27 protein-coding genes and 2 pseudogenes are annotated in these 25,105 nt (G+C 74.3%); 9 read left to right on the forward strand and 20 right to left on the reverse strand.

All coding sequences use genetic code 11. The features are described from left to right. Positions 1 to 382: 382 nt before the first annotated feature. From AMK16_RS37190 to AMK16_RS13665, 5 genes and pseudogenes are all read left to right on the forward strand, one after another. Positions 383 to 658, forward strand: a pseudogene (locus AMK16_RS37190) (ADP-ribosylglycohydrolase family protein); the annotation flags it as partial. Between the two features lie 537 nt (positions 659 to 1,195). Beyond that, positions 1,196 to 2,248, forward strand: a pseudogene (locus tag AMK16_RS13650) (ADP-ribosylglycohydrolase family protein); the annotation flags it as partial. Continuing rightward, entirely contained in the window at positions 2,245 to 3,150 is a 906-nt protein-coding gene (rbsK, locus tag AMK16_RS13655) for a ribokinase (protein WP_073914259.1), read from the forward strand. The pseudogene AMK16_RS13650 and the gene rbsK, both read left to right, overlap by 4 nt. Beyond that, the gene (locus AMK16_RS13660; RefSeq protein ID WP_073914261.1) at positions 3,147 to 4,340 is read left to right on the forward strand and encodes a CaiB/BaiF CoA transferase family protein; all 1,194 of its coding nucleotides are present in this window, start codon (positions 3,147 to 3,149) and stop codon (positions 4,338 to 4,340) included. The genes rbsK and AMK16_RS13660 overlap by 4 nt, the downstream gene beginning before the upstream one ends. After that, positions 4,337 to 5,158, forward strand: a complete 822-nt coding sequence (locus tag AMK16_RS13665) for an HpcH/HpaI aldolase/citrate lyase family protein (RefSeq protein WP_073914264.1) — start codon at positions 4,337 to 4,339, stop codon at positions 5,156 to 5,158. The genes AMK16_RS13660 and AMK16_RS13665 overlap by 4 nt, the downstream gene beginning before the upstream one ends. A gap of 139 nt (positions 5,159 to 5,297) precedes the next feature. Here the strand turns inward: AMK16_RS13665 and lgt are convergent, their stop codons facing one another. The 11 genes from lgt to hisI all read right to left on the reverse strand — a co-directional run bounded on the left by lgt (position 5,298) and on the right by hisI (position 14,613). After that, entirely contained in the window at positions 5,298 to 6,320 is a 1,023-nt protein-coding gene (gene lgt, locus AMK16_RS13670) for a prolipoprotein diacylglyceryl transferase (protein ID WP_073914266.1), read from the reverse strand. 86 nt (positions 6,321 to 6,406) lie between these two features. Continuing rightward, a complete protein-coding gene (locus AMK16_RS13675) occupies positions 6,407 to 7,393 on the reverse strand; it encodes a DsbA family protein (protein ID WP_079191497.1) in 987 nt (328 codons plus the stop codon). Positions 7,394 to 7,488: 95 nt separating this feature from the next. Next, on the reverse strand, positions 7,489 to 8,316 hold the full coding sequence (gene trpA / locus AMK16_RS13680; protein ID WP_073914271.1) for a tryptophan synthase subunit alpha: 828 nt from the start codon (positions 8,314 to 8,316) through the stop codon (positions 7,489 to 7,491). Continuing rightward, on the reverse strand, positions 8,313 to 9,584 hold the full coding sequence (trpB, locus tag AMK16_RS13685) for a tryptophan synthase subunit beta (protein WP_073914274.1): 1,272 nt from the start codon (positions 9,582 to 9,584) through the stop codon (positions 8,313 to 8,315). The genes trpA and trpB overlap by 4 nt, the downstream gene beginning before the upstream one ends. A 201-nt stretch (positions 9,585 to 9,785) precedes the next feature. Beyond that, positions 9,786 to 9,941, reverse strand: coding sequence for a tryptophan biosynthesis modulator TrpM (gene trpM, locus AMK16_RS38515; protein ID WP_397735302.1), 156 nt, complete (start codon positions 9,939 to 9,941; stop codon positions 9,786 to 9,788). A gap of 64 nt (positions 9,942 to 10,005) precedes the next feature. Next, positions 10,006 to 10,815 (reverse strand): indole-3-glycerol phosphate synthase TrpC, encoded by an 810-nt coding sequence (gene trpC / locus AMK16_RS13695; RefSeq protein WP_073914279.1) that lies wholly within the window; start codon positions 10,813 to 10,815, stop codon positions 10,006 to 10,008. A 172-nt stretch (positions 10,816 to 10,987) separates the two neighbouring features. Further along, positions 10,988 to 11,359, reverse strand: coding sequence for a DUF2752 domain-containing protein (locus AMK16_RS13700; protein ID WP_443333563.1), 372 nt, complete (start codon positions 11,357 to 11,359; stop codon positions 10,988 to 10,990). 370 nt (positions 11,360 to 11,729) lie between these two features. Next, complete coding sequence (locus tag AMK16_RS13705; protein WP_073914285.1) at positions 11,730 to 11,981, reverse strand: HGxxPAAW family protein; 252 nt, start codon at positions 11,979 to 11,981, stop codon at positions 11,730 to 11,732. A 92-nt stretch (positions 11,982 to 12,073) separates the two neighbouring features. Further along, positions 12,074 to 12,724: a TIGR02234 family membrane protein gene (locus tag AMK16_RS13710; protein WP_073914287.1), complete on the reverse strand. Its 651-nt coding sequence runs from the start codon at positions 12,722 to 12,724 to the stop codon at positions 12,074 to 12,076. Positions 12,725 to 12,738: 14 nt separating this feature from the next. Continuing rightward, complete coding sequence (locus AMK16_RS13715; RefSeq protein ID WP_073915928.1) at positions 12,739 to 14,229, reverse strand: anthranilate synthase component I; 1,491 nt, start codon at positions 14,227 to 14,229, stop codon at positions 12,739 to 12,741. Between the two features lie 15 nt (positions 14,230 to 14,244). Next, positions 14,245 to 14,613: a phosphoribosyl-AMP cyclohydrolase gene (gene hisI, locus AMK16_RS13720; protein WP_073914290.1), complete on the reverse strand. Its 369-nt coding sequence runs from the start codon at positions 14,611 to 14,613 to the stop codon at positions 14,245 to 14,247. Positions 14,614 to 14,705: 92 nt separating this feature from the next. On the opposite strand from hisI, the gene AMK16_RS13725 reads away from it, so the two are divergent. Then, complete coding sequence (locus AMK16_RS13725) at positions 14,706 to 15,338, forward strand: TIGR03085 family metal-binding protein (RefSeq protein ID WP_073914292.1); 633 nt, start codon at positions 14,706 to 14,708, stop codon at positions 15,336 to 15,338. Between the two features lie 187 nt (positions 15,339 to 15,525). Here AMK16_RS13725 and hisF read toward each other — a convergent pair whose 3' ends face one another. Genes hisF through hisD form a run of 8 tightly spaced genes read right to left on the reverse strand, consistent with a single transcriptional unit; the run spans position 15,526 to position 21,314 of the window. Next, positions 15,526 to 16,281 (reverse strand): imidazole glycerol phosphate synthase subunit HisF, encoded by a 756-nt coding sequence (gene hisF, locus AMK16_RS13730; RefSeq protein ID WP_073914295.1) that lies wholly within the window; start codon positions 16,279 to 16,281, stop codon positions 15,526 to 15,528. Next, a complete protein-coding gene (locus AMK16_RS13735) occupies positions 16,278 to 16,739 on the reverse strand; it encodes a RidA family protein (RefSeq protein WP_079191498.1) in 462 nt (153 codons plus the stop codon). The genes hisF and AMK16_RS13735 overlap by 4 nt, the downstream gene beginning before the upstream one ends. After that, entirely contained in the window at positions 16,736 to 17,476 is a 741-nt protein-coding gene (gene priA / locus AMK16_RS13740; RefSeq protein ID WP_073914297.1) for a bifunctional 1-(5-phosphoribosyl)-5-((5-phosphoribosylamino)methylideneamino)imidazole-4-carboxamide isomerase/phosphoribosylanthranilate isomerase PriA, read from the reverse strand. Before priA ends, AMK16_RS13735 begins: the two co-directional genes overlap by 4 nt. After that, on the reverse strand, positions 17,476 to 18,117 hold the full coding sequence (gene hisH / locus AMK16_RS13745) for an imidazole glycerol phosphate synthase subunit HisH (RefSeq protein ID WP_073914300.1): 642 nt from the start codon (positions 18,115 to 18,117) through the stop codon (positions 17,476 to 17,478). The genes priA and hisH overlap by 1 nt, the downstream gene beginning before the upstream one ends. Beyond that, complete coding sequence (locus AMK16_RS36615; protein WP_199885437.1) at positions 18,114 to 18,281, reverse strand: hypothetical protein; 168 nt, start codon at positions 18,279 to 18,281, stop codon at positions 18,114 to 18,116. Before AMK16_RS36615 ends, hisH begins: the two co-directional genes overlap by 4 nt. Positions 18,282 to 18,283: 2 nt before the next feature. Beyond that, positions 18,284 to 18,877: an imidazoleglycerol-phosphate dehydratase HisB gene (hisB, locus tag AMK16_RS13750; protein WP_073914303.1), complete on the reverse strand. Its 594-nt coding sequence runs from the start codon at positions 18,875 to 18,877 to the stop codon at positions 18,284 to 18,286. Beyond that, positions 18,874 to 19,995 carry a histidinol-phosphate transaminase gene (locus AMK16_RS13755; RefSeq protein WP_073914305.1) on the reverse strand — a complete coding sequence of 374 codons (1,122 nt, stop codon included), beginning with the start codon at positions 19,993 to 19,995 and terminating at the stop codon, positions 18,874 to 18,876. The genes hisB and AMK16_RS13755 overlap by 4 nt, the downstream gene beginning before the upstream one ends. Continuing rightward, positions 19,992 to 21,314, reverse strand: a complete 1,323-nt coding sequence (gene hisD, locus AMK16_RS13760) for a histidinol dehydrogenase (RefSeq protein WP_073914308.1) — start codon at positions 21,312 to 21,314, stop codon at positions 19,992 to 19,994. Before hisD ends, AMK16_RS13755 begins: the two co-directional genes overlap by 4 nt. A 139-nt stretch (positions 21,315 to 21,453) precedes the next feature. Between hisD and AMK16_RS13765 the strand changes: the two genes are divergently transcribed. From AMK16_RS13765 to ybaK, 3 genes are all read left to right on the forward strand, one after another. Then, positions 21,454 to 23,052, forward strand: a complete 1,599-nt coding sequence (locus AMK16_RS13765; protein ID WP_073914310.1) for an oxidoreductase — start codon at positions 21,454 to 21,456, stop codon at positions 23,050 to 23,052. Between the two features lie 65 nt (positions 23,053 to 23,117). Further along, positions 23,118 to 23,855 (forward strand): LON peptidase substrate-binding domain-containing protein, encoded by a 738-nt coding sequence (locus tag AMK16_RS13770; protein WP_073915936.1) that lies wholly within the window; start codon positions 23,118 to 23,120, stop codon positions 23,853 to 23,855. Between the two features lie 15 nt (positions 23,856 to 23,870). Continuing rightward, positions 23,871 to 24,368, forward strand: coding sequence for a Cys-tRNA(Pro) deacylase (gene ybaK, locus AMK16_RS13775; protein WP_073914312.1), 498 nt, complete (start codon positions 23,871 to 23,873; stop codon positions 24,366 to 24,368). A gap of 84 nt (positions 24,369 to 24,452) precedes the next feature. On the opposite strand, the gene AMK16_RS13780 is transcribed toward ybaK, so the two are convergent. After that, complete coding sequence (locus tag AMK16_RS13780) at positions 24,453 to 25,103, reverse strand: hypothetical protein (protein ID WP_073914314.1); 651 nt, start codon at positions 25,101 to 25,103, stop codon at positions 24,453 to 24,455. Positions 25,104 to 25,105: the final 2 nt, after the last annotated feature.

Consider the following 25,105-nt stretch of genomic DNA (forward strand, 5'->3'; position numbering starts at 1 on the left):
CGGCGCCCCCCGCCGCCCCGCCCCACCACCCGAGCCGTCCCGCCGGTCACCCACCCCCGAACCGCCGCACGACCCCTCCTCGGCGCCCACGCCGACACCCGAACCGCCGTGCGGGTCCTCGGCGCCCGCGCCGACGTCGGAGCCGCCGCGGCGGCGGCCGCCGCCGACCGGCCTGCCCGTGACCGCGCGGGGTGCGCGCCCGGGGCCGGGGGCCCCGGACATCCGCCGGGGACCAGGGCCGGGTGGGACGGGCGCGCCCGCCGGCTCGGAACACGTGCGGCCCCCCGGACCGATCACGCCAGGGGGCCGCACGCCGGCGCCTTCGGGCGGCTCCCGGCCCGACGGGCCGGCGACGGGCCGGGAAGGCGCCGATCCGGACCGTGTGCGACTCACCTGGGCCCAGCCCGAGGACCTCGTCGGACACGAGCTCCGCCAGGCGGCCGAGGACGGCCGGGACGCGGAGGCCGTGCTGCGGACCTGGCGGGCCGCGGGCGGGCACCCTGCTCCCGCCCGGGCGGGAGCCTCCCGGGAACCCGCGCCACCCGGACTCCGCGCCCTGGCCGCCCGCCTCCTCGACGAACTGGCCGGGCTCCCCTCCCCCGTTTCGCCGGACGAGCCCACGTCCTGGGCGGCCCTGACGCGCACCTGGCCGGACCCGGTGCGCCAGCAGCCACCGTGGCCCGCCGACCGCCGGAACCCACCCCCAACGAACCCCGGCCCGGCGAACGGGAACCCCCCAGCGGCCCCCGACAGCCGCCACCGGACGGCCCCCACGGCCCCCACGGCACACATGGCCGTGCGGACAGGACACGGAGCAGCCCCGACGGAGCGCGAGGCGGCCCCGACGGAGCGCGAAGCGGCCCCCGCAGCCCGCATGGCAGGCCCGGCAGAAGACGGGCCCGCCCCACAGGGGCACCGGGCACCCCCGGCAGAGCACGGAGCGGCTCCGGCGCGTCACCGAGCCGGCCCGACCGAGCACGGCGCGGGCCCAGCGGGACACCGGGCACCCCCGGCAGCGAGCCAAGCCGCCCCGGCACGGCACGGTTCAGGCCCGCCGGGGCACGGCTCCGCCAGCGGCCACGGGCGCGGTGGCGACGGCGGTGGCGGCAGCGGCGGTGGTGGTGGTGGTGGCGACGGCGGTGGCGGCAGCGGCGGTGGCGGCGGCGGTGGCGGTGGCGGCGAGGACCCTGTGGCCCGGCTGGAAGCCGCCTGGTTGGGGCGGGCCGTCGGGTGTCTGCTCGGCAAGCCCGTCGAGAAGCTCCCCCTCACCGGGATCCGGGCCCTCGCCCGGGCCACCGGCAACTGGCCCCTGAACGACTGGTTCACCGCCCGCGGCGTCCCGCCCGACCTCCTGGCCGCCCATCCCTGGAACCGCCGCTCCGCCCCCACCTCCCTCGCCGAGAACATCGACGGCATGCCCGAAGACGACGACCTCAACTACCCCCTGCTCAACCTCCTGCTGCTCCAGCGCCACGGCAAGCACTTCACCACCGCCGACGTGGCCCGGCTCTGGCTCGACGAGCTGCCCGCCGGGCGGACCTTCACCGCCGAGCGCGTCGCCTACCGCAACCTGCTCCTGGGTCTGGAGCCCCCCGCCACCGCCACTCACCACAACCCCTTCCGCGAATGGATCGGCGCCCTCATCCGCGCCGACGTCCACGGCTGGTCCAACCCCGGCGACCCGGTCGCCGCGGCCTCCCAGGCCTACCGCGACGCCACCTTGACCCACACCGGCAACGGCGTCTACGCCGCCCTCTTCATCGCCGCCGCCACCGCCGAGGCCGCCACCGGCCGCGCCGACGTGCACACCGCGCTCCGGGCCGGCCTGGCCCTCGTACCGCCCCGCTCCCGCCTCGCCGAGGCCGTCCGCTTCGCACTGCGCACCGCCGCCGGCGAAGCCGACTTCGACCACGTCGTCGACCGCCTGCACGCCCGTTACGGGCACTACCACTGGGTGCACGCCGTGCCCAACACCGCACTGATCGCCGCCGCCCTCACCCACGCCGACGGCGACTTCACCCGCTCCGTGTGCCGCGCCGTGTCCGGCGGCTGGGACACCGACTCCAACGGCGCCACCGCCGGCGCCCTCGCCGGACTGCTGGCAGGCTCCCCGGCCGGCATCCCGCACCGCTGGAGCGCCCCCCTGAAGAACCGCCTCGCCACCAGCGTTCCCGGCTTCGACGGCATCGGCTTCGACACCCTCGCCCACCTCACCCACCGCACCGCACAGGAGGCAGCACGCTCATGACGGCCATCGCCGTGCTCGGCAGTACGAACATGGACCTCGTCGCCTACGTCCCCAAAGCCCCCCGCCTCGGGGAGACGGTCACCGGCCACCGCTTCCGCACCGTCCCCGGCGGCAAGGGCGCCAACCAGGCCGTCGCCGCGGCCCGTTCCGGCGGGAAGGTGGTGATGATCGGCGCGGTGGGGGCCGACGAGTTCGGCGTACGGCTGCGCTCCGCGCTGACCGCCGCCGGGATCGACACGGCACCCCTGCGCACCGTCGAGGGCGCGAGTGGCACCGCCCACATCACCGTGGACGACGAGGGCGGCAACAGCATCATCGTCATCCCCGGCGCCAACGCCCGCGTCACCGGCCTGGAGGCGGGCGACGACTCCCGGATCGCCGCCGCCGACGCCCTGCTCCTCCAGCTCGAACTGCCCCTGGAGGCGGCCTTGGCCGGAGCCCGGTGCGCCCGCGCGCACGGGGTCCGCACGGTCCTCACCCCGGCCCCCGCCCAGGCGCTGCCGGCCGAACTCCTCGCCGCCACCGACCTCCTGGTCCCCAACGAGCACGAGGCCGCCGCCCTCACCGGCCTCACCGACCCGCAGCTGGCCGCCGCCGCCCTGCTGGACGACGTCCCCGAGGTGGTGGTCACCCTCGGCGCGGCCGGAGTCCTGTACGCCGCCCGGGGCCGGGATCCGCTGACCGTCCCGGCGCCCCGGGTCCGGGCCGTGGACACCACCGCCGCCGGGGACACCTTCGTCGGCGCCCTCGCCGTGGCCCTGGGCGAGGGCCGGCCCGTGCCGCAGGCGCTGCGCTGGGCCTCCGCGGCGGCCGCCCTCTCCGTCCAGCGGCCGGGCGCCCAGGACTCGATGCCCACCCGCGCCGAGACCGACGCCTTCGCCCGGTCCGGAGCCGCCTCGTGACCTCCCGGGGGCCGCTGGAGGGGCTGCGCGTCCTCGACCTCGCCACCCTCTTCGCCGGGCCGCTCGCCGCCACCCTGCTCGGCGACTTCGGTGCCGAGGTCGTCAAGGTCGAACACCCCGGCCGCCCCGACCCCTCCCGCGGCCACGGCCCCGCCAAGGACGGCGTGGGCCTGTGGTGGAAGCTGCTCGGCCGCAACAAGCGGACGATGACCCTGGACCTGTCCACCCCCGGCGGCCGGGACACCCTGCTGCGCCTGGCGGCCACCGCCGACGTGATCGTCGAGAACTTCCGCCCCGGCACCCTGGAGAGGTGGGGTCTGGGCTGGCCCGAGCTGTCCGCCGCCAACCCGCGGCTGGTCCTGACCCGCGTCACGGCCTTCGGCCAGCAGGGTCCGTACGCCCACCGCCCCGGCTTCGGCACCCTCGCCGAGGCGATGAGCGGCTTCGCGGCCATCACCGGGGAGCCGGACGGCCCGCCGACCCTGCCGCCCTTCGGGCTCGCCGACTCGATCGCCGCGCTGACCACCGCCTACGCCGTCATGACGGCCCTCGCCGGACGCGACCGCACCGGCCGCGGGCAGGTGGTGGACCTGGCCATCATCGAGCCGATCCTCACGGTGCTCGGCCCGCACCCGCTCTGGTTCGACCAGCTCGGCTACGTCCAGCCGCGCACCGGCAACCGCTCCGCCAACAACGCGCCCCGCAACACCTACCGCAGCGCGGACGGCCGCTGGCTGGCGGTGTCCGCCTCGGCGCAGTCCGTCGCGGAACGCGTGGTGCGCCTGGTCGGCCGGCCCGATCTGGTCGCGCAGCCCTGGTTCGCGACCGGCTCCGGCCGGGCCGCCCACACGCACGTGCTCGACGAGGCGGTCGGCGGCTGGATCGCCCGGCACAAGGCGGAGGAGGTCGTCGCCGCGTTCGAGGAGGCGCAGGCCGCCGTCGCGCAGGTCTACGACGTCCGGGACGTGATGGCCGACCCGCAGTACGCGGCCCTCGACACGGTCACCGAGGTCGAGGACCCGGAGCTCGGCCCGATCCGGATGCAGAACATCCTCTTCCGGCTCTCCGAGACCCCCGGCGCGATCCGCTGGGCCGGACGTCCGCACGGCGCGGACACCGACGAGGTCCTGACGGAACTCGGTCTGAGCCGGGCCGAGATCGCCGGGCTGCGGACCGAGGGGGCGCTGTGATCCTGACCTGGCTGTACGCACCGGGAGACCGTCCGGAGGTGGTGGCCAAGGCCATCGGCTGCGGGGCGGACGCCGTCATCGTGGACCTGGAGGACGCGGTCCCGGCCTCCCGCAAGGAGTACGCCCGCGCCGCCACCGCCGAACTGCTCGGCGAGCGGCCCGCCGTCCCCGTCCACGTCCGGGTCAACGCGCTGGGCTCCCCCTGGGGCGGCGCGGACCTGGCCGCCCTCTGCGGGCTGCACGGGCTCGCCGGTCTGCGGCTGCCGAAGATCAGCGCCCCGGAGCAGGTGGCCGCCGCCGCCGACCGCACCGGCGGGGTCGCCCTGCACGCCCTGCTGGAGTCGGCGCTGGCCGTGGAGCGCGCGTACGAGATCGCCCGCGCGCACCCCGCCCTGCGCGGGCTCTCCCTCGGCGAGGCGGACCTGCGGGCCGATCTGGCGGTCAGTGCGGAGCCGGGGCTGGACTGGTGCCGGTCCCGGGTGGTGGTGGCGGCCCGCGCGGCCGGGCTGGCGCCGCCGGCGCAGTCGGTGTTCCCCGACATCCGCGATCTGGAGGCGCTGGCCGTCTCCTGCGCGCGCGGCCGCTCGCTGGGCTTCTTCGGCCGGGCGGCGATCCACCCCCGTCAGCTGCCGGTGATCGAGCGGGCCTACCTCCCGGCGCCCGGGGAGGTGGCCGCCGCCGAGGAGGTCCTGAGGGCCGCCCGGGCCGCGCCGGGCGCGCTGGCCCTCCCGGACGGCCGTTTCGTCGACCCGGCGGTCGTGGCCGCGGCCCACCGCACCCTCGCCCTGTCCCACCGGACCGCCCCCTACCGGCCCTGAGCCCTGAGCCCTGAGCCCTGAGCCCTGAGCCCTGAGTCCGGCTCCGGCTCCGGCCCCGGCCCCCGCCGCCCGCGGCGCGCGCTGCGGGTACGCCGCAGGGGGCGCCGCGGTGTGCGGCGCCCCCTGCGGGTGGAACGGTTCAGGCCTTGTCCGCGACCTCGGCGCCGGCCGCGGGCGCGACGTTGCCCTTGGTCAGGTTCGCCGGCTTCGGACCAGCCGCGGCCGTGGCCTTCGCGCCGGGCGGCAGGTCCTTCGGCTCCGCCTCGCCGGAAGCGACGCCGCCGTCCCCCGCCGCCGTGTCCGCGCCGGCCCCGGCGACGGCCGGACCGTCACCGCCGGCGGCGCCGGAGGCGACCGGCTCGACGACCTCCTCGCGACCCGGCCGCAGCTTCGCCGACAGCACCAGGTAGGCCACGGCGAGCACGAAGACGACGATCGAGGTCCAGACGTTCAGCCGCAGGCCCAGGATGTGGTGCGCCTCGTCGACCCGCATGTACTCGATCCAGCCGCGGCCGACGCAGTAGGAGGCCGCGTACAGCGCGAACGCCCGGCCGTGTCCCAGCCTGAAGCGGCGGTCGGCCCAGATCACCAGCGCGGCGACGCCGATGCACCACAGCGACTCGTACAGGAAGGTCGGGTGGTAGGTGCCCGCGACGCGGTTCGGGCCCTCGCTGATCCGCACCGCCCACGGCAGGTCGGTGGCCCTGCCGTACAGCTCCTGGTTGAACCAGTTGCCCCAGCGGCCGCAGGCCTGGGCCAGCGCGATCCCGGGGGCCAGGGCGTCCGCCCAGGCGGGCAGCGGGATGCCGCGCAGCCGGCAGCCGATCCAGGCGCCCACCGCGCCGAGCGCGATCGCCCCCCAGATGCCGAGGCCGCCCTCCCAGATCTTGAAGGCGTCGACCCAGTTGCGGCCCTCGCCGAAGTAGAGCTGGTAGTCGGTGATCACGTGGTAGAGGCGACCGCCGACCAGGCCGAACGGCACCGCCCACACGGCGATGTCCGCGACCGTGCCCGGCCTTCCGCCGCGCGCGATCCATCGCTTGTTGCCGAGCCAGACGGCGAGGAAGACGCCGATGATGATGCAGAACGCGTAGCCGCGGAGCGGGATCGGTCCGAGATGGATCACGCCGGTCGACGGACTGGGGATGTAAGCAATGTCCATGGCAGAGCTGACGCTACCCTGCCGGACGGTGCTGACGGCAACCGCCCGGCAAGCCGAAACCAAATCCACACACGGCCCCGGGTGGCTCAGCCCTGCGGGGTCCCGCCCGGGCCGCCCTTCGCGGGAGTCCTCGAACCGCCGTCCGTGGGCGCGGCCGGCGACGAGCCCTTCGCGCCGGCCGGCGATCCCGGGGACGAGCCCGAGGAAGGACCCGCCGACGAGCCGGCCGAGGGCGAGGCCTTGCCCTCCGCACCCTTCTGCACCCCTGCGCCGGAGGCGCCCTTGGCCGCGGCCTCCACCTGCTCCTTGAGCTTCTGCGGCGTCAGCGGGTTGGCCTGGTCGGCGAAGATGTCCTTGCCGTCGAGCTGCACGGTCGGCGTGCCCCGGAACTTTCCGGCGCGGAAGGCGTCCTGGGACTTGCCCACCCAGCTGTTGTGCGTGCCGTCCTCGACGCACGCCCGGAAGGCCGGCGTGTCCAGTCCCTCCACCTTGCCCGCCAGTTCCAGCAGCCGGGCGTTCTTGCCGTAGGCGTCGTCGGTCTCCGGCGGCTGGTTCTGGAAGAGCACGTCGTGGTACTGGGGGAACTTCCCGGCGTCCTGCGCGCAGGCCGCGGCGTTCGCCCCCTTGAGCGAGCCGGTGCCGCCCATGTTGCCGTCGATGAGCGTGACCAGGTGGTAGTCGACCTTGAGCAGCCCCTTGGCCTCCAGGTCGTGGACGGTGGTCCGGTAGTTGTCCTCGAAGGCCTTGCACGCCGGGCAGCGGAAGTCCTCCCAGACCGTGAGGGTGGACCGGGCGCCGTCCTTGCCGGTCCGGATGGCCGGCGCGTCCTTGCCGGTGGCCCCGGAGGGGGCGACGACCGGCCCCGCCTTGCCGGTGTCGCCGCTCTTGCCCTGGTTGGCCGCGATCAGGCCGACGACGGCGGCCAGGCCGAGCACGCCGACCACCGCCGCCGACACGACGAGGGTCCGCCGGCGCCTGTCCCGGGCCTTCTCCCGCTCGCGCTCCTCTTGGAGCCGCTCCCGGGCCGATCGTTTCGTCGCATCGCGGTTCGCACCGTCGTTCTTCTCGCTCACGTTCGGCCAAACGAAGCAGGGAGGCACTCGCGTGCCTCCCCGCTCCCACTTCCACCCGATCGGGCTACGGAACCCGTATCCCTGTCCGGACCGCGTCAGCTCCTGCGTACGCCTTCCGCAAGCTCGGCCGCCAGCGAACGGACGGCGTCCAGCCCGGCCGGCAGGTCCGGCGCGTCCAGCAACAGCTTGACGAAGGCCGAGCCGACGATCACCCCGTCGGCGAAGGCGGCCACCTCCTTGGCCTGGACGGCGTTGGAGACGCCGAGGCCGACGCACACCGGGAGCTCGGTCGTGGCGCGGGTGCGGCGCACGAGGTCCTGCGCCTGGTTGCCGACCGACGCGCGCGTGCCGGTGACGCCCATGAGGGAGGCGGCGTAGACGAAGCCGGAGCCGGCCGCCGTGATGGTGGCCAGGCGCTCGTCCTTGCTGCTGGGGGCCACGACGAAGACGGTCGCCAGACCGTGCTTGCGCGCGTGCTCGCGCCACAGTGCGGATTCCTGGACCGGCAGGTCGGGCAGGATGCAGCCGGCGCCGCCCGCGGCCGCCAGTTCGGCGGTGAACCGCTCGACGCCGTAGCGGTCGATGGGGTTCCAGTACGTCATCACCAGGACCGGGGCCCCGGTGGCGTCGTGTGCCTCGCGCACGGTGCGCATCACGTCGGCGATCTTGACGCCGCCGCGCAGGGCGATGTCGTCGGCGGTCTGGATGACCGGGCCGTCCAGGACCGGGTCGCTGTGCGGCAGCCCGACCTCGACGATGTCGGCGCCGCCGGCGATGACGGCCTTGACGGCCTCGATGCAGCCGTCGACGGTCGGGAAGCCGGCCGGCAGGTAGGCGACCAGGGCGGCGCGGTCCTGCGACGCGGCCTTGGCGAGGGTCGCGCTCAGCAGTTCGACGTTGCCGGTCGCGGTGTTGGCGCTCACTTGTCGTCCCCCTCGGAGAACTCGTTGTCGGCAACTGCACCGTCGGTGTCGTACAGCCCGAAGTAGCGGGCGGCGGTGTCCATGTCCTTGTCGCCGCGCCCCGACAGGTTGACCACGATCAGGCCGTCCGGGCCCAGCTCCCGGCCCAGGTCGAGGGCGCCGGCCAGGGCGTGCGCCGACTCGATGGCGGGGATGATCCCCTCGGTGCGCGACAGCAGGCGCAGCGCCTGCATCGCGGCGTCGTCGGTGACCGCACGGTATTCGCCGCGCCCGCTGTCCTTGAGGTAGGCGTGCTCCGGGCCGATGCCCGGGTAGTCCAGGCCCGCCGAGATGGAGTACGGCTCGGTGATCTGCCCCTCCTCGTCCTGCAGGACGTAGGAGCGGGAGCCGTGCAGGATCCCGGGCTCGCCGGCGGTCAGCGTGGCCGCGTGCTCGCCGCTCTCCACGCCGTGCCCGGCGGGCTCGAAACCGACGAGGCGGACGCCGGCGTCCGGGATGAAGGCGTGGAAGAGGCCGATCGCGTTGGACCCGCCGCCGACGCAGGCCGCCACCGCGTCGGGCAGCCGCCCGGCGCGCTCCAGGATCTGGCGGCGGGCCTCGACGCCGATGACCCGGTGGAAGTCGCGGACCATGGCCGGGAAGGGGTGGGGGCCGGCGACCGTGCCGAAGAGGTAGTGGGTGCGGTCCACATTGGCGACCCAGTCGCGGAACGCCTCGTTGATCGCGTCCTTCAGCGTCCGGGAGCCGGACTGCACCGCGATGACCTCGGCGCCCAGCATGCGCATCCGGGCCACGTTCAGGGCCTGGCGCTGGGTGTCGATCTCGCCCATGTAGACGGTGCACTCGAGGCCGAAGAGCGCACAGGCGGTGGCGGTGGCCACGCCGTGCTGGCCGGCGCCGGTCTCGGCGATGACGCGGGTCTTGCCCATGCGCTTGGTGAGCAGCGCCTGGCCCAGCACGTTGTTGATCTTGTGCGAGCCGGTGTGGTTGAGGTCCTCGCGCTTGAGGAAGATCCGCGCTCCGTCGGCGTGCCCGGCGAAGCGGGGCACCTCGGTGAGGGCGCTCGGACGGCCGGTGTAGTTGACCATCAGGTCGTTCAGCTCGGCCGCGAAGGCCGGGTCGCCCTTGGCCTTCTCGTACTCGACGGCGACCTCGTCCACGGCGGCGACGAGCGCCTCCGGGATGAACTTGCCGCCGAAGTCACCGAAGTAACCCTCGGCGTTGGGGACGTGACCCTCCGGGTCCGGGATGAAGAACTGGCTGGACATGCCGATGCTCCTACGGGATGCGACGAGTGGACTCACGGTATTGCGCCGCCCGCCCGCAGAGCACGGCACCACACCCTCGTCGGGTCTGCCGCCGCTTGCGGGAAGGAGGACCCGCGCCCGGAGCCGGTCGGTCCGGGCGACGGGCCGTACGGGAACCGGGCGCGACGGCACGTCGTGTCGTGCCGATCGCCGCGGTCCTCGTTACAGCGCGCCTCCGCGGCGCCATCGCATGCCGTTGACCTGACCGGGCTCGGAGCCGATCACGTACCGCACCCGCCGCCCGTGCACGCGCCGGGCCGGGGCGCGGCAGCCGCGGGGGCGGCAGCCGCGCGCCAGGGGCGCGTGCGCCGTCGGCACGCCGGCCGGGCCGGGGCGGCCGGGCCGGGTGCTGACGGCGGGACGGGGGCGGGTCACGGTCCGGTCAGCTCCGACCGTGGCGCAGAGCGGGGTGGGCGCCGGCGGCGACGAGGTCGGCGACGGCCGCCTTCGGGTCGCGGCCGGTCACCAGGGACTCCCCGACGAGGACGGCGTCGGCGCCTTCGTTGGCGTAGGCGATCAGGTCGTGCGGCCCGCGGATGCCGGATTCGGCGACCTTGACGATGTGCGCCGGGATCTCCTGGACGACGCGCTCGAAGGTCGAGCGGTCGACCTTGAGGTCCTTGAGGTTGCGGGCGTTGACGCCGATGATCCTGGCGCCGGCGGCGACCGCGCGCTCCACCTCCTCCTCGTCGTGGACCTCGACGAGCGGGGTCAGCCCGATGGACTCGGCCCGCTCGATGAGGGAGACGAGCGCCTCCTGCTCCAGGGCCGCGACGATCAGCAGCACGAGGTCGGCGCCGTAGGCGCGGGCCTCCCAGAGCTGGTACGCCGTGACGATGAAGTCCTTGCGCAGGATCGGGATGTCCACGCGGGCGCGGACGGCCTCCAGGTCGGCCAGCGAGCCACCGAAGCGGCGCTGCTCGGTGAGGACGGAGATGACCGCCGCACCGCCCGCCTCGTAGTCGGCGGCGAGCCCGGCCGGATCGGCGATCGCGGCCAGCGCGCCCTTGGACGGGCTGGACCGCTTGACCTCGCAGATCACCTTGACGCTGTCGCCGCGCAGGGCGGCGACGCCGTCCTTGGCCTGGGGCGCCTTGGCGGCACGCTCCTTGAGCTCGTCGAGGCTGACGCGGGCCTGCCGTTCGGCAAGGTCTTCGCGGACCCCTTCGATGATCTCGTCGAGCACACTCACGCGAGCGGCCCCCTTCCGGGTCGATGACGGTCGGCCGCCTTGCGGACACGTACCACCACAAGGTCAGCACTCAAATGGTATCCGCAGGAGGCCCGGCCCTCCGCACGCGGTTGACGCCGTCCCAGTAACTGGACATTCGGAATAGGGGCTTCACAAGGCCCGCCGCAAGGGCTCAGGGGGCGAGCGCGGATCCGAAAGGCAGGTTTCGGACAACGGCGAACACGAGGGCCGCGCCGCCGATGCCCCACCAGTACAGCGGCCGCAGCGCGATCGCCGGCGCGAGGCCGCCGCGGGAGGCCCGAACCAGCCACCGGGCCATGAATCCCGCGAAGAGGAAGTAGCCGATGACGGCCAGGGCATTTGCCCCGGTAGCGGCCACCAGATCGCCGTGGGCGAACGCGTGCGCGCTGCGCAGGCCGCCGCAGCCGGGACAGAGGATCCCGGTCAGCCGGAAGAGCGGGCAGACCGGGTAGTGGCCCGGCTCGTTGGGGTCCACGGCGCCCACGTAGGCGAAGGCCGCGACGGCGGCGGCCAGGGTGAGCACCGGAGCGGCCCACGCACGTACCCGGGACGGCCGTACGGCGGCTGCGGGCGGCCCCCCGGGTGGCAGGGGCGCGGGGGCACGCACGGGTGCCTGCGGGGACGCCACGGATGCCGGAGCGGGCGGTTCGGATGCCGGAGCGGGCGCCACGGAGCCCTGCGCGGGCGGCGGGGTCGCGGGCGAGGGCTGCCGGGCTGGTACCGGGCCCTGGGCCTGCGGCGGCGGCGGCGGGGCGGTCCGGCCGGATGTCGTGCGCGGCGGCACGGCGCCGGGGGTGCGAGAGGCGTCCACCCGCCGATTCTCGCCGGTCACGGCGAAAGGCGCAGCCCGACGGGCCGCGCCTTTCGGCTGCGCCGGTTCGACCACGCGGTCCTCAGACCTTGGCGGGAACCTTGTTGGCCGCGATGACCTCGGCGAGGTCGGTGTGGGCCCCCTTCGGGGCGCCCATGCCCGCGGCCTTCATCGCCATGCCGACGACACCGCCGAGGACGACGACGACGAGGCCGGCCCAGAAGCCGAGCGGGTTCGCCAGCACCATGAAGGCGCCGGAGATGCAGAAACCGATGAAGGCGATCAAGACACCGGTCCAGGCGGCCGGGGTGTGTCCGTGGCTAGTGCCCGCCATGAGTTGCTCCTCGTTGCTCTGTCGCACGTGCTGTGTCGAACGCTCGGTGACATTGTCCCGCACCGGGCGGTGTCGCTGTCCAGGGGGGTCGCTCAGCGGGTCGGGTCCTCGCCGCGGTCCAGGGCTTTCCACAGATCCTCCGGGCGGTCCGGATCCACCGCCGCGGCCTTGCGCGGACGGGGGGTGCCGTCCCGTTCGTAGCGGCCGCCCATCGCGGGCCAGCTCCGGCCGAAGCGCAGGGCCAGCAGGCCGGCGGCCAGGATCAGCGCCGCGCCGGCGGCGGTGACGTAGGGCCACGGCGTCTGGGTCAGCCCGGCGACGTGGGCGGCGGTGTCCGCGGTCGTGCGGGCGGCCTCCGCGTCCAGGGCGCGGCGGCCGTCGGCGGCGAAGAGCGCCGACAGTGCGGCGCCCAGGCCGCTGAGCGCCAGCAGGCCCGACACCAGCAGCCGGCTCTTGCCGCGCACGGCGAAGACGGCGACCAGGGCGGCGAGGCCGACGATGGCCAGGGCCGCGGGCAGTCCGGTGACGGCCCGCCCGTCGGCGGTCAGGGCGAGCGGATCGCCGCCGAGGGCGGTCGTCCCGCGGGCCCAGACCCGGCCGGAGGCGAGCAGCACGACGGTGGCGCCGAGGGTGCCGAGCAGCAGGGCGACGGCCACGCTGCGGCGGCCGCTCCTGCTGTCGGGGACCTCGGCGGCGTTCTCGACGGGGGGCTGGGGCGGGGGTACGGCACTCACGTACCCCACTATCCCCTACGAGCTCAGGAGCCGTGGAGGCGGTTCGCCGCTCCCACCGCGCGGAGCACGGCGGCCGCCTTGTTGCGGCACTCCTGGTCCTCCAGCTCGGGCACCGAGTCGGCCACGACCCCCGCGCCGGCCTGTACGTACGCCGTGCCGTCGCGCAGCAGGGCGGTACGGATGGCGATGGCCGTGTCGGAGTCCCCCGCGAAGTCCAGGTAGCCCACGCAGCCGCCGTACAGGCCGCGCCGGGAGGGCTCCAGCTCCTCGATGATCTGCATGGCGCGGGGCTTGGGCGCCCCGGAGAGGGTGCCGGCCGGGAAACAGGCGGTGAGGACGTCGAAGGCGGTCCTGCCCTCGGCGACGCGGCCGGTGACCGTGGACACGATGTGCATGACGTGCGAGTACCGCTCGATGCTCATGAAGTCGACGACCTCGACGGAGCCCGGCTCGCAGACCCGGCCGAGGTCGTTGCGGCCCAGGTCGACGAGCATCAGGTGCTCGGCGCGCTCCTTGGGGTCGGCCAGCAGCTCCTCGGCCAGGTCGTTGTCCTGCTGCGGGGTGGCGCCGCGGTGCCGGGTGCCGGCGATCGGGTGGAGCATGGCCCGCCCGTCCTCGACCTTGACCAGCGCCTCGGGGCTGGAGCCGACGACGTCGAAGCCGTTCTCGAAGCGGAAGAGGTACATGTACGGGGAGGGGTTGGTGGCCCGCAGGACCCGGTAGACGTCCAGGGCGGAGGCATGGCAGGGGGTCTCGAAGCGCTGCGAGGGCACCACCTGGAAGGCCTCGCCGGCGCGGATGCGCTCCTTGACCTCCTCGACGGCGGCCTGGTACTTCTCGCCGCCCCAGAGAGCGGAGAACTCGGGCAGCTCGGAGGCGGGCAGCGGCGCGGGCGCATAGGGGGCGGGCCGCGCGAGGTCGGCCTCCATGGCGTCGAGCCGGGCCACGGCGTCGGCGTGGGCCTCGTCCACGCCCGAGTCGAGGTCGTTGTGGTTGATGGCGTTCGCGATGAGCTGGACGGTGCCGTCCCAGTGGTCCAGGACCGCCAGGTCGGAGGTGAGCAGCATGGTCAGCTCGGGCAGCCGCAGGTCGTCGGTGGTGTGCTCGCCGATGCGCTCCAGGCGGCGCACGATGTCGTAGCCGAGGTAGCCGACCATGCCTCCGGTGAAGGGCGGCATGCCGGCCGCGAGGTCGCGGGGGGTGTGCAGGGCCTGGACGGTGGCGCGCAGCGCGTCGAGGGGGTCGCCGTCGGTGGGAACGCCGACGGGCGCGGTGCCGATCCAGTGCGCCCGGCCGTCCCGCACGGTCAGCGTGGCGTCGCTGCGCACGCCGATGAAGGAGTACCGGGACCAGGAGCGGCCGTTCTCGGCGGATTCCAGCAGGAAGGTGCCGGGGCGTTCGGCGGCCAGCTTGCGGTAGAGGCCCACGGGGGTGTCCCCGTCGGCCAGCAGCTTGCGGCTCACGGGGATGACGCGGCGGTCTGCCGCGAGCTTGCGGAACGTATCGAGATCCATGGACGTGGGACCCACCTAGTCGGCGTCGCGGAGCAGGACATCTTCGTCGAAGCAGGTGCGGGCGCCGGTGTGGCAGGCGGCTCCGACCTGGTCGACCCTGACGAGCACGGTGTCGGCGTCGCAGTCGAGCGCGACGGACTTCACGTGCTGGAAGTGGCCGGAAGTATCCCCCTTCACCCAGTACTCCTGGCGGCTGCGGGACCAGTACGTGCAGCGGCCGGTGGTCAGGGTGCGGTGCAGGGCCTCGTCGTCCATCCACCCGAGCATGAGCACCTCACCGGTGTCGTACTGCTGGGCGATGGCCGGTACCAGGCCGTCGGCGGAGCGCTTGAGGCGCGCCGCGAGGGCGGGGTCGAGGTTGCCGGGGCGCGGGGACGTACTCATGCCGCCATTGTGCCGGGCGGGAGGGCGGGACACGGCGCACCGTCCGCCTGATGGGCGGGCGCGCGGCGGGATCCGGCCTTAGGCTGGCGCGCATGTCTACCCATGCGAAGCGTGAACGACTGTTGCTGGCCGACCTGTTGGAGGCGGCCGGGCCGGATGCGCCGACGCTCTGCCAGGGCTGGCGGACGCGGGAGCTGGCGGCGCACGTGGTCGTGCGGGAGCGCCGGCCGGATGCGGCGGGGGGTCTGCTGCTGAACGTGTTGAAGGCCCGGCTGGACAAGGCGATGGCGCAGTACACCGCCAGGCCGTACGAGGAGCTGGTCCAGCTGATCCGCACCGGGCCGCCGAGGCTGTCGGTGTACTCGGTGAAGCAGATCGACGAGGTGGCGAACGCGGTGGAGTTCTTCGTCCACGCCGAGGACGTCCGGCGGGCGCAGCCGGACTGGTCGCCGCGGGAGCCGTACCCGGTGTTCGCCGATTCCCTGTGGGGCCGCCTGGAGAAGCTGGCCCGGCTGACGGGCCGCCGGTCGCCGGTGGGCCTGGTCCTGCGGCGTCCCGACGGGCGGACGGCGGTGGCGCGCAAGGGGGTGCCGGTGGTGACGGTGACCGGGGAGCCGGGGGAACTGACGCTGTTCTGCTTCGGCCGGCAGGACGTCGCCGCCGTCTCCCTGGACGGCGACGAGGAGGCCGTCGCCCGCCTGAAAAAGGCCCCGCTGGGCCTTTGACCCCCGGCGCCCGGCCCGCCCGCCGGCGGGGTGCTCCCCCTGCCACCGGGGCTCCGGGCGAGGCGGCCCACCGGACAGGCCGGAGCCCCGCGCCTCGAACGCGGCGAGGCCGGGGGCGGTCCCCCCGGCCCGGCACCGACCCGCCGGCCGCGTGCACGCGGCGGCCCCGGCCGCCCCCGGAGGGCGGTCAGCGGACGGGGTGGCCCGCTTCCCGGAGGGTGTCCTTGACCTGGGAGATCCGCAGGTCGCCGAAGTGGAACACGGAGGCCGCCAGGACCGCGTCCGCGCCCGCCGCGATGGCCGGCGGGAAGTGGGCGAGCCGGCCCGCGCCGCCCGAGGCGATCACCGGGACCGTCACGTGCCCGCGCACGGCGGCGATCATCTCGGTGTCGTAGCCGTCCTTGGTGCCGTCGGCGTCCATCGAGTTCAGCAGGATCTCCCCGGCGCCCAGTTCGGCTGCCCGGTGCGCCCACTCGACGGCGTCGATGCCGGTGCCCTTGCGGCCGCCGTGGGTGGTGACCTCGAAGGAGCCCGACGCGGTGCGGCGCGCGTCCACCGACAGGACCAGGACCTGGCGCCCGAAGCGCTCGGCGATCTCCTGGATCAGCTCGGGGCGGGCGATGGCGGCGGTGTTGACGCCCACCTTGTCCGCACCGGCCCGCAGCAGCTTGTCCACGTCGTCGGCGGTGCGGACGCCGCCGCCCACCGTCAGCGGGATGAAGACCTGTTCGGCGGTGCGGCGCACCACGTCGTAGGTGGTCTCGCGGTTGCCGGAGGAGGCGGTGATGTCGAGGAAGGTCAGCTCGTCGGCGCCCTCGGCGTCGTACAGCTTGGCCATCTCCACCGGGTCGCCGGCGTCGCGCAGGTTCTGGAAGTTGACGCCCTTGACGACGCGGCCGTTGTCCACGTCCAGGCAGGGGATCACACGGACGGCCAGGGTCATGCGGACGCCCCCTCGGCCGGGTCGAAGGCCTCGACCTCGACCTCGACGACCATGCCGGGGTCGACGAAGCCGGAGACGATGATCATGGAGGCGGCGGGGCGGATCTCGTCGAAGAGCTCCTTGTGGGCGCGGCCGACGTCGTCCACGTCCCCGGCGTGGGTGATGTACATCCGGGTGCGGACGACGTGCTCGGGCCCGAGCCCGGCCTGGGCCAGCGCCTTGAAGGCCACGCCGAAGGCCGCGACGGCCTGGTCGTACGGGCCGCCGCCGTCGGGGGAGGTGCAGCCGGAGACGAGGACGAGGCCGCCTGGCAGCCGGACGGCGCGCGAGTAGCCGATCACGTCCTCGTACGCGCCGCCGGAGGAGAAGCGGCGCACCGCGCCCAAAGCCCGGGCGGAGCCGAGCGGCTGCGGCGAGTCGGGGGAATCGGGCGAGTCGAGGGAGTCGGGGGAGCTCATGCGCGGACCACCTTCAGGGCTTCTTCCAGCGTGAATGCCTTGGCGTACAGGGCCTTGCCGACGATCGCGCCCTCGACGCCCAGCGGGACCAGCTCGCAGAGCGCCCGCAGGTCGTCCAGGCAGGAGATGCCGCCGGAGGCCACGACGGGCCGGTCGGTGGCGGCGCACACGCCCCGCAGCAGCTCCAGGTTGGGGCCGGTCAGCGTGCCGTCCTTGCCGATGTCGGTGACGACGTAGCGGGCGCAGCCCTCGGAGTCCAGCCGGGCGAGGGTCTCGTACAGGTCGCCGCCCTCGCTGGTCCAGCCGCGGCCCTTGAGGGTGGTGCCGCGCACGTCGAGTCCGACGGCGATCCGCTCGCCGTGCTCGGCGATGGCCTTGGCGGCCCATTCGGGGGTCTCCAGGGCGGCGGTGCCCAGGTTGACGCGGGTGCAGCCGGTGGCGAGGGCCGCGGCGAGCGTGTCGTCGTCGCGGATGCCGCCGGACAGCTCGACCTTGATGTCCATGGCGCCGGTGATCTCGGCGACCAGGGCGCGGTTGTCGCCGGTGCCGAAGGCGGCGTCCAGGTCGACGAGGTGCAGCCACTCGGCGCCGGAGCGCTGCCAGGCGAGGGCCGCCTCCAGCGGGGAGCCGTAGGAGGTCTCGCTGCCGGACACCCCGTGCACGAGGCGGACGGCCTGGCCGTCGCGGATGTCGACCGCGGGGAGGAGCTCCAGCTTCGCTGCGCGGTGCACGGTCATCACAGGGTCTCGATCCAGTTGGTGAGGAGCTGGGCTCCGGCGTCGCCGGACTTCTCGGGGTGGAACTGGGTGGCCCACAGGGCGCCGTTCTCCACGGCCGCGACGAAGCGCTCGCCGTGGGTGGCCCAGGTGACGCGGGGTGCGCGGATGGCCGGGTTGGTGACCTCCAGGGACCACTGGCGCGCCGCGTAGGAGTGCACGAAGTAGAACCGGGCGTCGGCGTCCAGACCGGCGAATGCCTGGCTGTCGGCGGGGGCCTCGACGGTGTTCCAGCCCATGTGGGGGACGACCGGGGCCTTCAGGGGACCGACGGTGCCGGGCCACTCGTCGAGGCCCTCGGTCTCGACGCCGTGCTCGATGCCGCGCTCGAAGAGGATCTGCATGCCGACGCAGATGCCCATGACCGGGCGGCCGCCGGAGAGCCGTCGGCCGATGATCCAGTCGCCGCGGGCGTCCTTGAGGCCCTGCATGCAGGCGGAGAAGGCACCGACGCCGGGGACGAGGAGTCCGTCGGCGTCCATGGCCTTGTCGTAGTCGCGGGTGATCTCGACATCGGCGCCGACGTGGGCGAGGGCGCGCTCGGCCGAGCGGACGTTGCCGAAGCCGTAGTCGAAGACGACCACGTTCTTGGTGGGGCTCATTCCCAGATTCCTTGGATCCGCAGGACTCCGGCGGCAAGACACATCGCGGAGCCGATGGCGAGCAGGACGATGACCGATGTGGGCATCTTCTGCTTCTGGAAGGAGTAGACGCCGCCGGCCAGGAAGAGGCCGACGACGATCAGGATGGTGTTGAGGCCGTTCACGGCTAGAGGGCGCCCTTCGTGGAGGGCAGGATCCCGGCCGCGCGCGGGTCGAACTCCGCGGCGTAGCGCAGGGCGCGCGCGAGCGCCTTGAACTGGCACTCCACGATGTGGTGCGCGTTGCGGCCGTACGGGACGTGGACGTGCAGCGCGATCTGGGCCTGGGCGACGAAGGACTCGAAGATGTGCCGGGTCATCGTCGTGTCGTAGGAGCCGATCATCGGCGCCATGTTCTCGGGCTCGGTGTGCACGAGGTAGGGGCGGCCGGACAGGTCGACGGTCACCTGGGCGAGGGACTCGTCGAGCGGCACGGTGCAGTTGCCGAAGCGGTAGATGCCCACCTTGTCGCCGAGGGCCTGCCTGAAGGCGGCGCCGAGGGCCAGCGCGCTGTCCTCGATGGTGTGGTGGCTGTCGATGTGCAGGTCGCCGTCGGTCTTGACCGTGAGGTCGAACAGGCCGTGGCGGCCCAGCTGGTCGAGCATGTGGTCGTAGAAGCCCACGCCCGTCGAGACGTCGACCTTGCCGGTGCCGTCGAGGTTTATCTCGACGAGGACCGAGGTCTCCTTCGTGGTGCGCTCGATCCGTCCGATGCGGCTCATGCGTGCTGCTCCTTCTTCAGTGCGCGAACCGCTTCCAGGAACGCGTCGTTCTCTGCCGGGGTGCCGGCGGTGACCCGCAGCCGGCCCGGTACGCCGTTGTCCCGGACCAGGACGCCCCGGTCGAGGATCTTCTGCCAGGCGGTGTGCGCGTCTTCGAACTTCCCGAACTGGATGAAGTTCGCGTCGGACTCGGTGACCTCGTAGCCGATGGCCCGCAGTTCGGTGACCAGGCGGTCCCGTTCGGCCTTGAGCTGCTCGACGTAGCCGAGCAGGGTGTCGGTGTGTTCCAGGGCGGCCAGCGCGGTCGCCTGGGTGACGGCCGAGAGGTGGTACGGCAGGCGCACCAGCTGGACGGCGTCGACGACGGCGGGGTGCGCGGCCAGGTAGCCCAGGCGCAGTCCGGCGGCGCCGAAGGCCTTGGACATGGTCCGGGAGACCACCAGGTGGGGACGGCCCTCCAGGAGGGGCAGCAGCGAGTCCCGGTGGCTGAACTCGACGTACGCCTCGTCGAGGACGACCACGGAGGGCTTGGCCGCCTGGGCGGCCTCGTAGAGGGCCAGGACCGTCTCCGCCGCGACCGCGGTGCCCGTGGGGTTGTTGGGCGAGGTGATGAAGACGACGTCGGGGGCGTGCTCGGCGATCGCCGCCTCGGCGGCCTGCACGTCGATGGTGAAGTCCTCCCGGCGCGGGCCGGAGATCCAGCCCGTCCCGGTGCCGCGGGCGATCAGGGCGTGCATCGAGTAGGAGGGCTCGAAGCCGATCGCGGTGCGGCCCGGTCCGCCGAAGGTCTGCAGCAGCTGCTGGATGACCTCGTTGGAGCCGTTGGCGGCCCACACGTTCTCGCGCGCGACGGGGTGCCTGCCCGTGCGCGTCAGGTAGGCGGCCAGCTCCGTGCGCAGCTCGACGGCGTCGCGGTCGGGGTAGCGGTTGAGGGTGCGGGCGGCGTCGGCGACGCGCTCGGCGATGCGCCGAACGAGCGCCTCGGGCAGCTCGTAGGGGTTCTCGTTGGTGTTGAGCTGGACGGGTACGTCGAGCTGCGGGGCGCCGTACGGGGACTTGCCGCGCAGTTCGTCGCGGATGGGGAGGTCGTCGATGCCGAGGACGGGGCCGGCGCTCATGCCGTGGGCACCTTCCAGCCGAAGCGTGCCTTGAGGGCGGCGCCGTGCGCGGGCAGGTCCTCGGCCTCGGCCAGCGTCACCACGTGGTGGGTGACCTCGGCGAGGGCGTCGCGGGTGTAGTCGACGATGTGGATGCCGCGCAGGAAGGACTGTACGGACAGTCCGGAGGAGTGGCAGGCGCAGCCGCCGGTGGGCAGCACGTGGTTCGACCCGGCGCAGTAGTCGCCGAGCGAGACCGGGGCCCAGGGCCCGACGAAGATCGCGCCGGCGTTGCGCACGCGGGCGGCCCAGGCGGCGGCGTCGGCCGTCTGGATCTCCAGGTGCTCGGCGCCGTAGGCGTCGACGACCTTCAGGCCGTCCTCCAGGCTGTCGACCAGGACGATCGCGGACTGCTTGCCCGCGAGGGCCGGCTTGATCCGGTCCTCGACGTGCTTGGTGGCCGCGACCTGCGGCTCCAGTTCCTTCTCGACGGCCGCGGCGAGCTCGGCGCAGTCCGTGACGAGGACGGCGGCGGCCAGGGGGTCGTGCTCGGCCTGGCTGATCAGGTCGGCGGCGACGTGCACCGGATCGGCCGTGGAGTCCGCGAGGACGGCGATCTCGGTCGGCCCGGCCTCGGTGTCGATGCCGATCCGGCCCGTGAAGTACCGCTTGGCGGCGGCCACCCAGATGTTGCCGGGGCCGGTCACCATGTTGGCGGGCGCGCACTCCTCGGTGCCGTAGGCGAACATCGCGACGGCCTGGGCGCCGCCGGCCGCGTACACCTCGTCCACGCCGAGGAGGGCGCACGCGGCGAGGATCGTGGGGTGCGGCAGCCCGCCAAACTCCTTCTGCGGCGGGGACGCGAGCGCGATCGACTCGACGCCCGCCTCCTGCGCGGGTACGACGTTCATCACGACGGAGGACGGGTACACCGAGCGGCCGCCCGGGGCGTACAGGCCGACGCGCTCGACCGGAACCCACTTCTCGGTCACGGTGCCGCCGGGGACCACCTGGGTGGTGTGCTCGGTGCGGCGCTGGCCCCGGTGCACGATCCGGGCGCGCCGGATCGACTCCTCCAGGGCGGCGCGGACGGCCGGGTCCAGCTGCTCCAGGGCGGCCTCGACGGCCTCCACGGGCACGCGGACCTGCGAGAGCTCGACGCCGTCGAACTTCTGCGCGTACTCGATCAGCGCCGCCGTGCCACGATGATGGACGTCCTCGCAGATGGGCCGCACCTTCTCCAGGGCGGCTTCCACGTCGAACTCGGCACGGGGCAGCAGGTCGCGCAGGGCGCCGCCCTCGGGGAGGGCGTCACCGCGCAGGTCGATACGAGAGATCACCCCACAATTCTCTCAGACCGCTTCACGCCACCGTTCGCCCGTATCACTGGCTGATACACGCCCCGGCTGTCACAGGCGCCGGTTAGCGTTCCCGCAGACGTCTTCCACGTGCGTGGACGTGATGCGGAGGGGGGCCGCCATGACCGAGGAGCGTGCGGGCGAGGAGCCGGCCGGTCTCGGCGCAGCCGAGCGCCTGGTCTGGGCCGCCTACCGGACGGGCAGCGTCTGCGACCTGCGCGCCCGCGACTTTGGCCGGGACGATCCGCACGGCGACCACCTCTGGGGTCCCGAGCGCAGCGTGCGCGCCCGGGTGGTGGCCCTGCTGCTGCTCCACGGGCCGCCGCCGGTGCCGGGCCGGGTGGCGTCGCTCAAGCTGCGCGGCGCGCGGATCACCGGGCAGCTCGACCTGTCGGGCGGCACGGTCAGCCCGTACGTGGAGCTCCAGGGCTGCCGCTTCGACAGCGAGATCCAGCTGTCCGAGGCGCGGGTCGGAACCCTGCGCATGATCGACTGTGCGATCCCCCGGCTGGAGGCGGCGCGCCTGCACACCGAGGGCGACCTGCACCTGCCGCGCTGCCGGGTGGCCCGGGGGATCCGGCTGACCGACGCGCAGATCGGCACGGACCTGCTGGTCAGCCAGGCCGTGGTGCAGCGGGACACCAAGGGCCGGGCGATCACCGCCGACGGCATGTCGGTGGCGCAGGACTTCCAGGGCGAGCTGCTGGACACGTACGGGGAGGTGAGCCTGCGCGGCGCGAAGGTCGGCGTGTCGATGAACCTGCGCGGCGCGTGCCTGCGCAACCCGTACGGGCGGTACGCGCTGAACGCCCCGCAGCTGACGGTCGAGCGCACCCTGTACCTGACCTCGATCGCCCTGGGCTACGTCCCGGGCGGCTCGGGCTCCTCCACTCCCCCGTACGGGCTGGGCCAGACACCCACGCGCGGCGGCCCGGCGCAGCGCTTCGAGTGTCGGGGCGGGCTGCGCCTGGACGACGGCCGCTTCGGGGACGCCATCGACTTCTACGGGGCGCGCTTCGTGCTCGCGGAAGGTCAGGAGGTGTCGCTGCGCCGGATCCAGACGCCGGAGTTCCGCTTCGTGGGCGAGCGCCCGGAGCGCGGGCGGGTCGTGGTGTCGGGGGCCAAGGTGGTCAAGCTCGTCGACGCCTCCACCAGCTGGCCGGGCCCCGGCGGGGTGTCGATCGAGGGCTTCGTCTACGAGAACCTCGCGCCGCGCGGTCATTTCCCGCTGGCGCGCCGGCTGGCCTGGGTGGAGGCGGCCACCCCCGAGTACTCGCCGGAGCCGTACGAGCGGCTGGCGACCGTACTGCGGGCCAGCGGGGAGGACGCGGACGCCCGCGAGGTGCTGCTGGCCAAGCAGCGGCGGCGCCGTGCCACCCTGCCGCCGGCCGCCAAGGCATGGGGCTACCTGCAGGACTGGACGGTGGTCTACGGCTACCGGCCGGGCCGGGCCGCGCTGTGGATGGCGGTCCTGTGGGCGGCGGGAGCGCTGCTGTTCTCCCGGCACCAGCCCCCTCCGATCAAGGAGGACGAGCACCCGGAGTGGGACGCCGCCCTGTACGCCCTGGACCTGCTGCTGCCGGTGATCGACCTCGGCCAGGAGGCCCAGTGGAAGCTGGAAGGCGGCTGGCAGTGGGGGGCGACGGCCCTGGTCCTGCTGGGGTGGATCCTGGCCACGACGGTGGCGGCGGGGGCGTCCCGGCTGCTGAGACGCGGATGACGGGGCGTACGCGCTGGTGGGACAAGGGTGACGGGGCCGGGGCCATGGCCATTACCCTGTGCCTCGTGACCACCGTTCGCCTGCCCCTCTTCCCGCTGAATTCGGTGCTGTTCCCGGGACTCGTCCTCCCGCTGAACATCTTCGAGGAGCGTTATCGCGCCATGATGCGCGAGCTGCTGAAGACGGGCGAGGACGAGCCGCGCCGCTTCGCGGTCGTCGCCATCCGCGACGGGCGCGAGGTCGCGCCGACCGCGCCCGGACTGCCGGACCAGACGGCCCTGCCCGAGCGCGGCCCGGCCGCGGGCTTCGGCGCGGATCCGGTCCAGGCCTTCCACCGGGTGGGCTGCATCGCGGACGCGGCGACGATCCGGGAGCGCGAGGACGGCAGCTTCGAGGTCCTGGCGACGGGCACGGCGCGGGTCCGGCTGCTGTCGGTGGACGCTTCGGGGCCCTACCTCACCGCGGAGCTGGAAGAGCTCCCGGAGGACTCGGGCGAGGGCGCGGGCGCGCTGGCCGAAGGGGTGCTGAGGGCGTTCCGCGCCTACCAGAAGCGGCTGGCCGGAGCCCGCGAGCGGTCCCTGACCGCAGCGGAACTCCCCGACGAGCCGTCGGTGGTCTCGTACCTGGTGGCGGCTGCGGCGGTGCTGGACATCCCGGCGAAGCAGCGGCTGCTGCAGGCCCCGGACACCGCGACGCGCCTCGCGGAGGAGCTGAAGCTGCTGCGCGCGGAGACGGCGGTGATCCGCCACCTGCCGTCGCTGCCGGCGGTGGACCTGACCCGTACGCCGACGAGCCCGAACTGACGGCGGCACGCACCGATGGCGAAGAGGACGAAACAGGCGGCCGCCGGGACTCCGGCGATCGCCGCCCTGACGGCGGCCGGCGCCGTCTTCACCACGCACGCGTACGAGCACGACCCCGCCCACCCCTCGTACGGCGAGGAGGCCGCGCAGGCGATGGGCGTCTCCCCGGAGCGGGTCTTCAAGACGCTGGTGGCGGAGGTGGACGGGGTGCTGACGGTGGCGGTGGTCCCGGTGTCCGGCTCGCTGGACCTGAAGGCCCTGGCGGCCGCCGTCGGCGGCAAGCGGGCGGCGATGGCGGATCCGGCGCTGGCCGAGCGCACCACGGGGTACGTGCGGGGCGGCATCTCCCCGCTGGGGCAGCGCAAGCGGCTGCGGACGGTGGTCGACGCATCGGCCGCCGGCCACGAGACCGTCTGCGTCTCGGCCGGCCGCCGCGGCCTGGAGGTGGAGCTGTCCCCGGCCGTGCTGACCGCGCTCACCTCGGGCGTGACGGCTCCCATCGCCCGCCCGTAGCCGCGGCCGGCCGGCGCCGCCGGATCCGGGCGGCGCGCGGCGGGTCGCAGGCGCGGCTCGGGCCGTGACGCCGGCCGTGGCGGGTCAGGTCTGCGGGGGCTCCGGCACGGCCGGGTCGGCGTGGGCGTGCGGCGGCAAAGCGGCAGCGGCCCACTCCCCCGCCGGCTCCTGCTCCCGCGGGGACCACAGCGCCGTCAGCCCCAGGTGGACCAGTACGGCGGCCATCGGCCAGACCAGCAGCGCCCCGTGCGCCATCAGCTCCAGCGGCGCGTCGAAGGGCACTTTCTTGCCCGCCTTCAGTGCGGCGGCCGCCAGGTCGGAGGAGGGCCCCAGCCACAGCCCGAGCCGCCACCCCACCAGCGCCGCGAACAGCGAACCGAGCCCCAGTCCGATCACCAGCGGCACACCGCCCCTGCGGCGCCACAGGAAGGTGCCGGCGGCGCTCGCCGCGCCCAGCACCGCCGACAGCGCGAAGAAGGTCCCGTCGGACCCGATCCGCGCCTCGCTCTCGCTGTCGCGCAGGAACACGGCCTCGCCGTTGGAGACGTACTGCACCCGCGGCGCCAGCCACGCCCACAGCAGTGCGAGGAGCACTCCGGCCACCGCCACCGCGAGGGCGACGGCGGCGCCGTCCCGGACGTCCTCGGGGGTGACGGCCGCGCCGGTGTCACCCGGGCTCCCGGGCGGGAGCGAGGACGGGTCGAAAGGAGAGGGAGGGGTCACGGCTTCGGTCACCC

Source organism: Streptomyces sp. CB00455, from assembly GCF_001905445.1.
GTDB lineage: Bacteria > Actinomycetota > Actinomycetes > Streptomycetales > Streptomycetaceae > Streptomyces.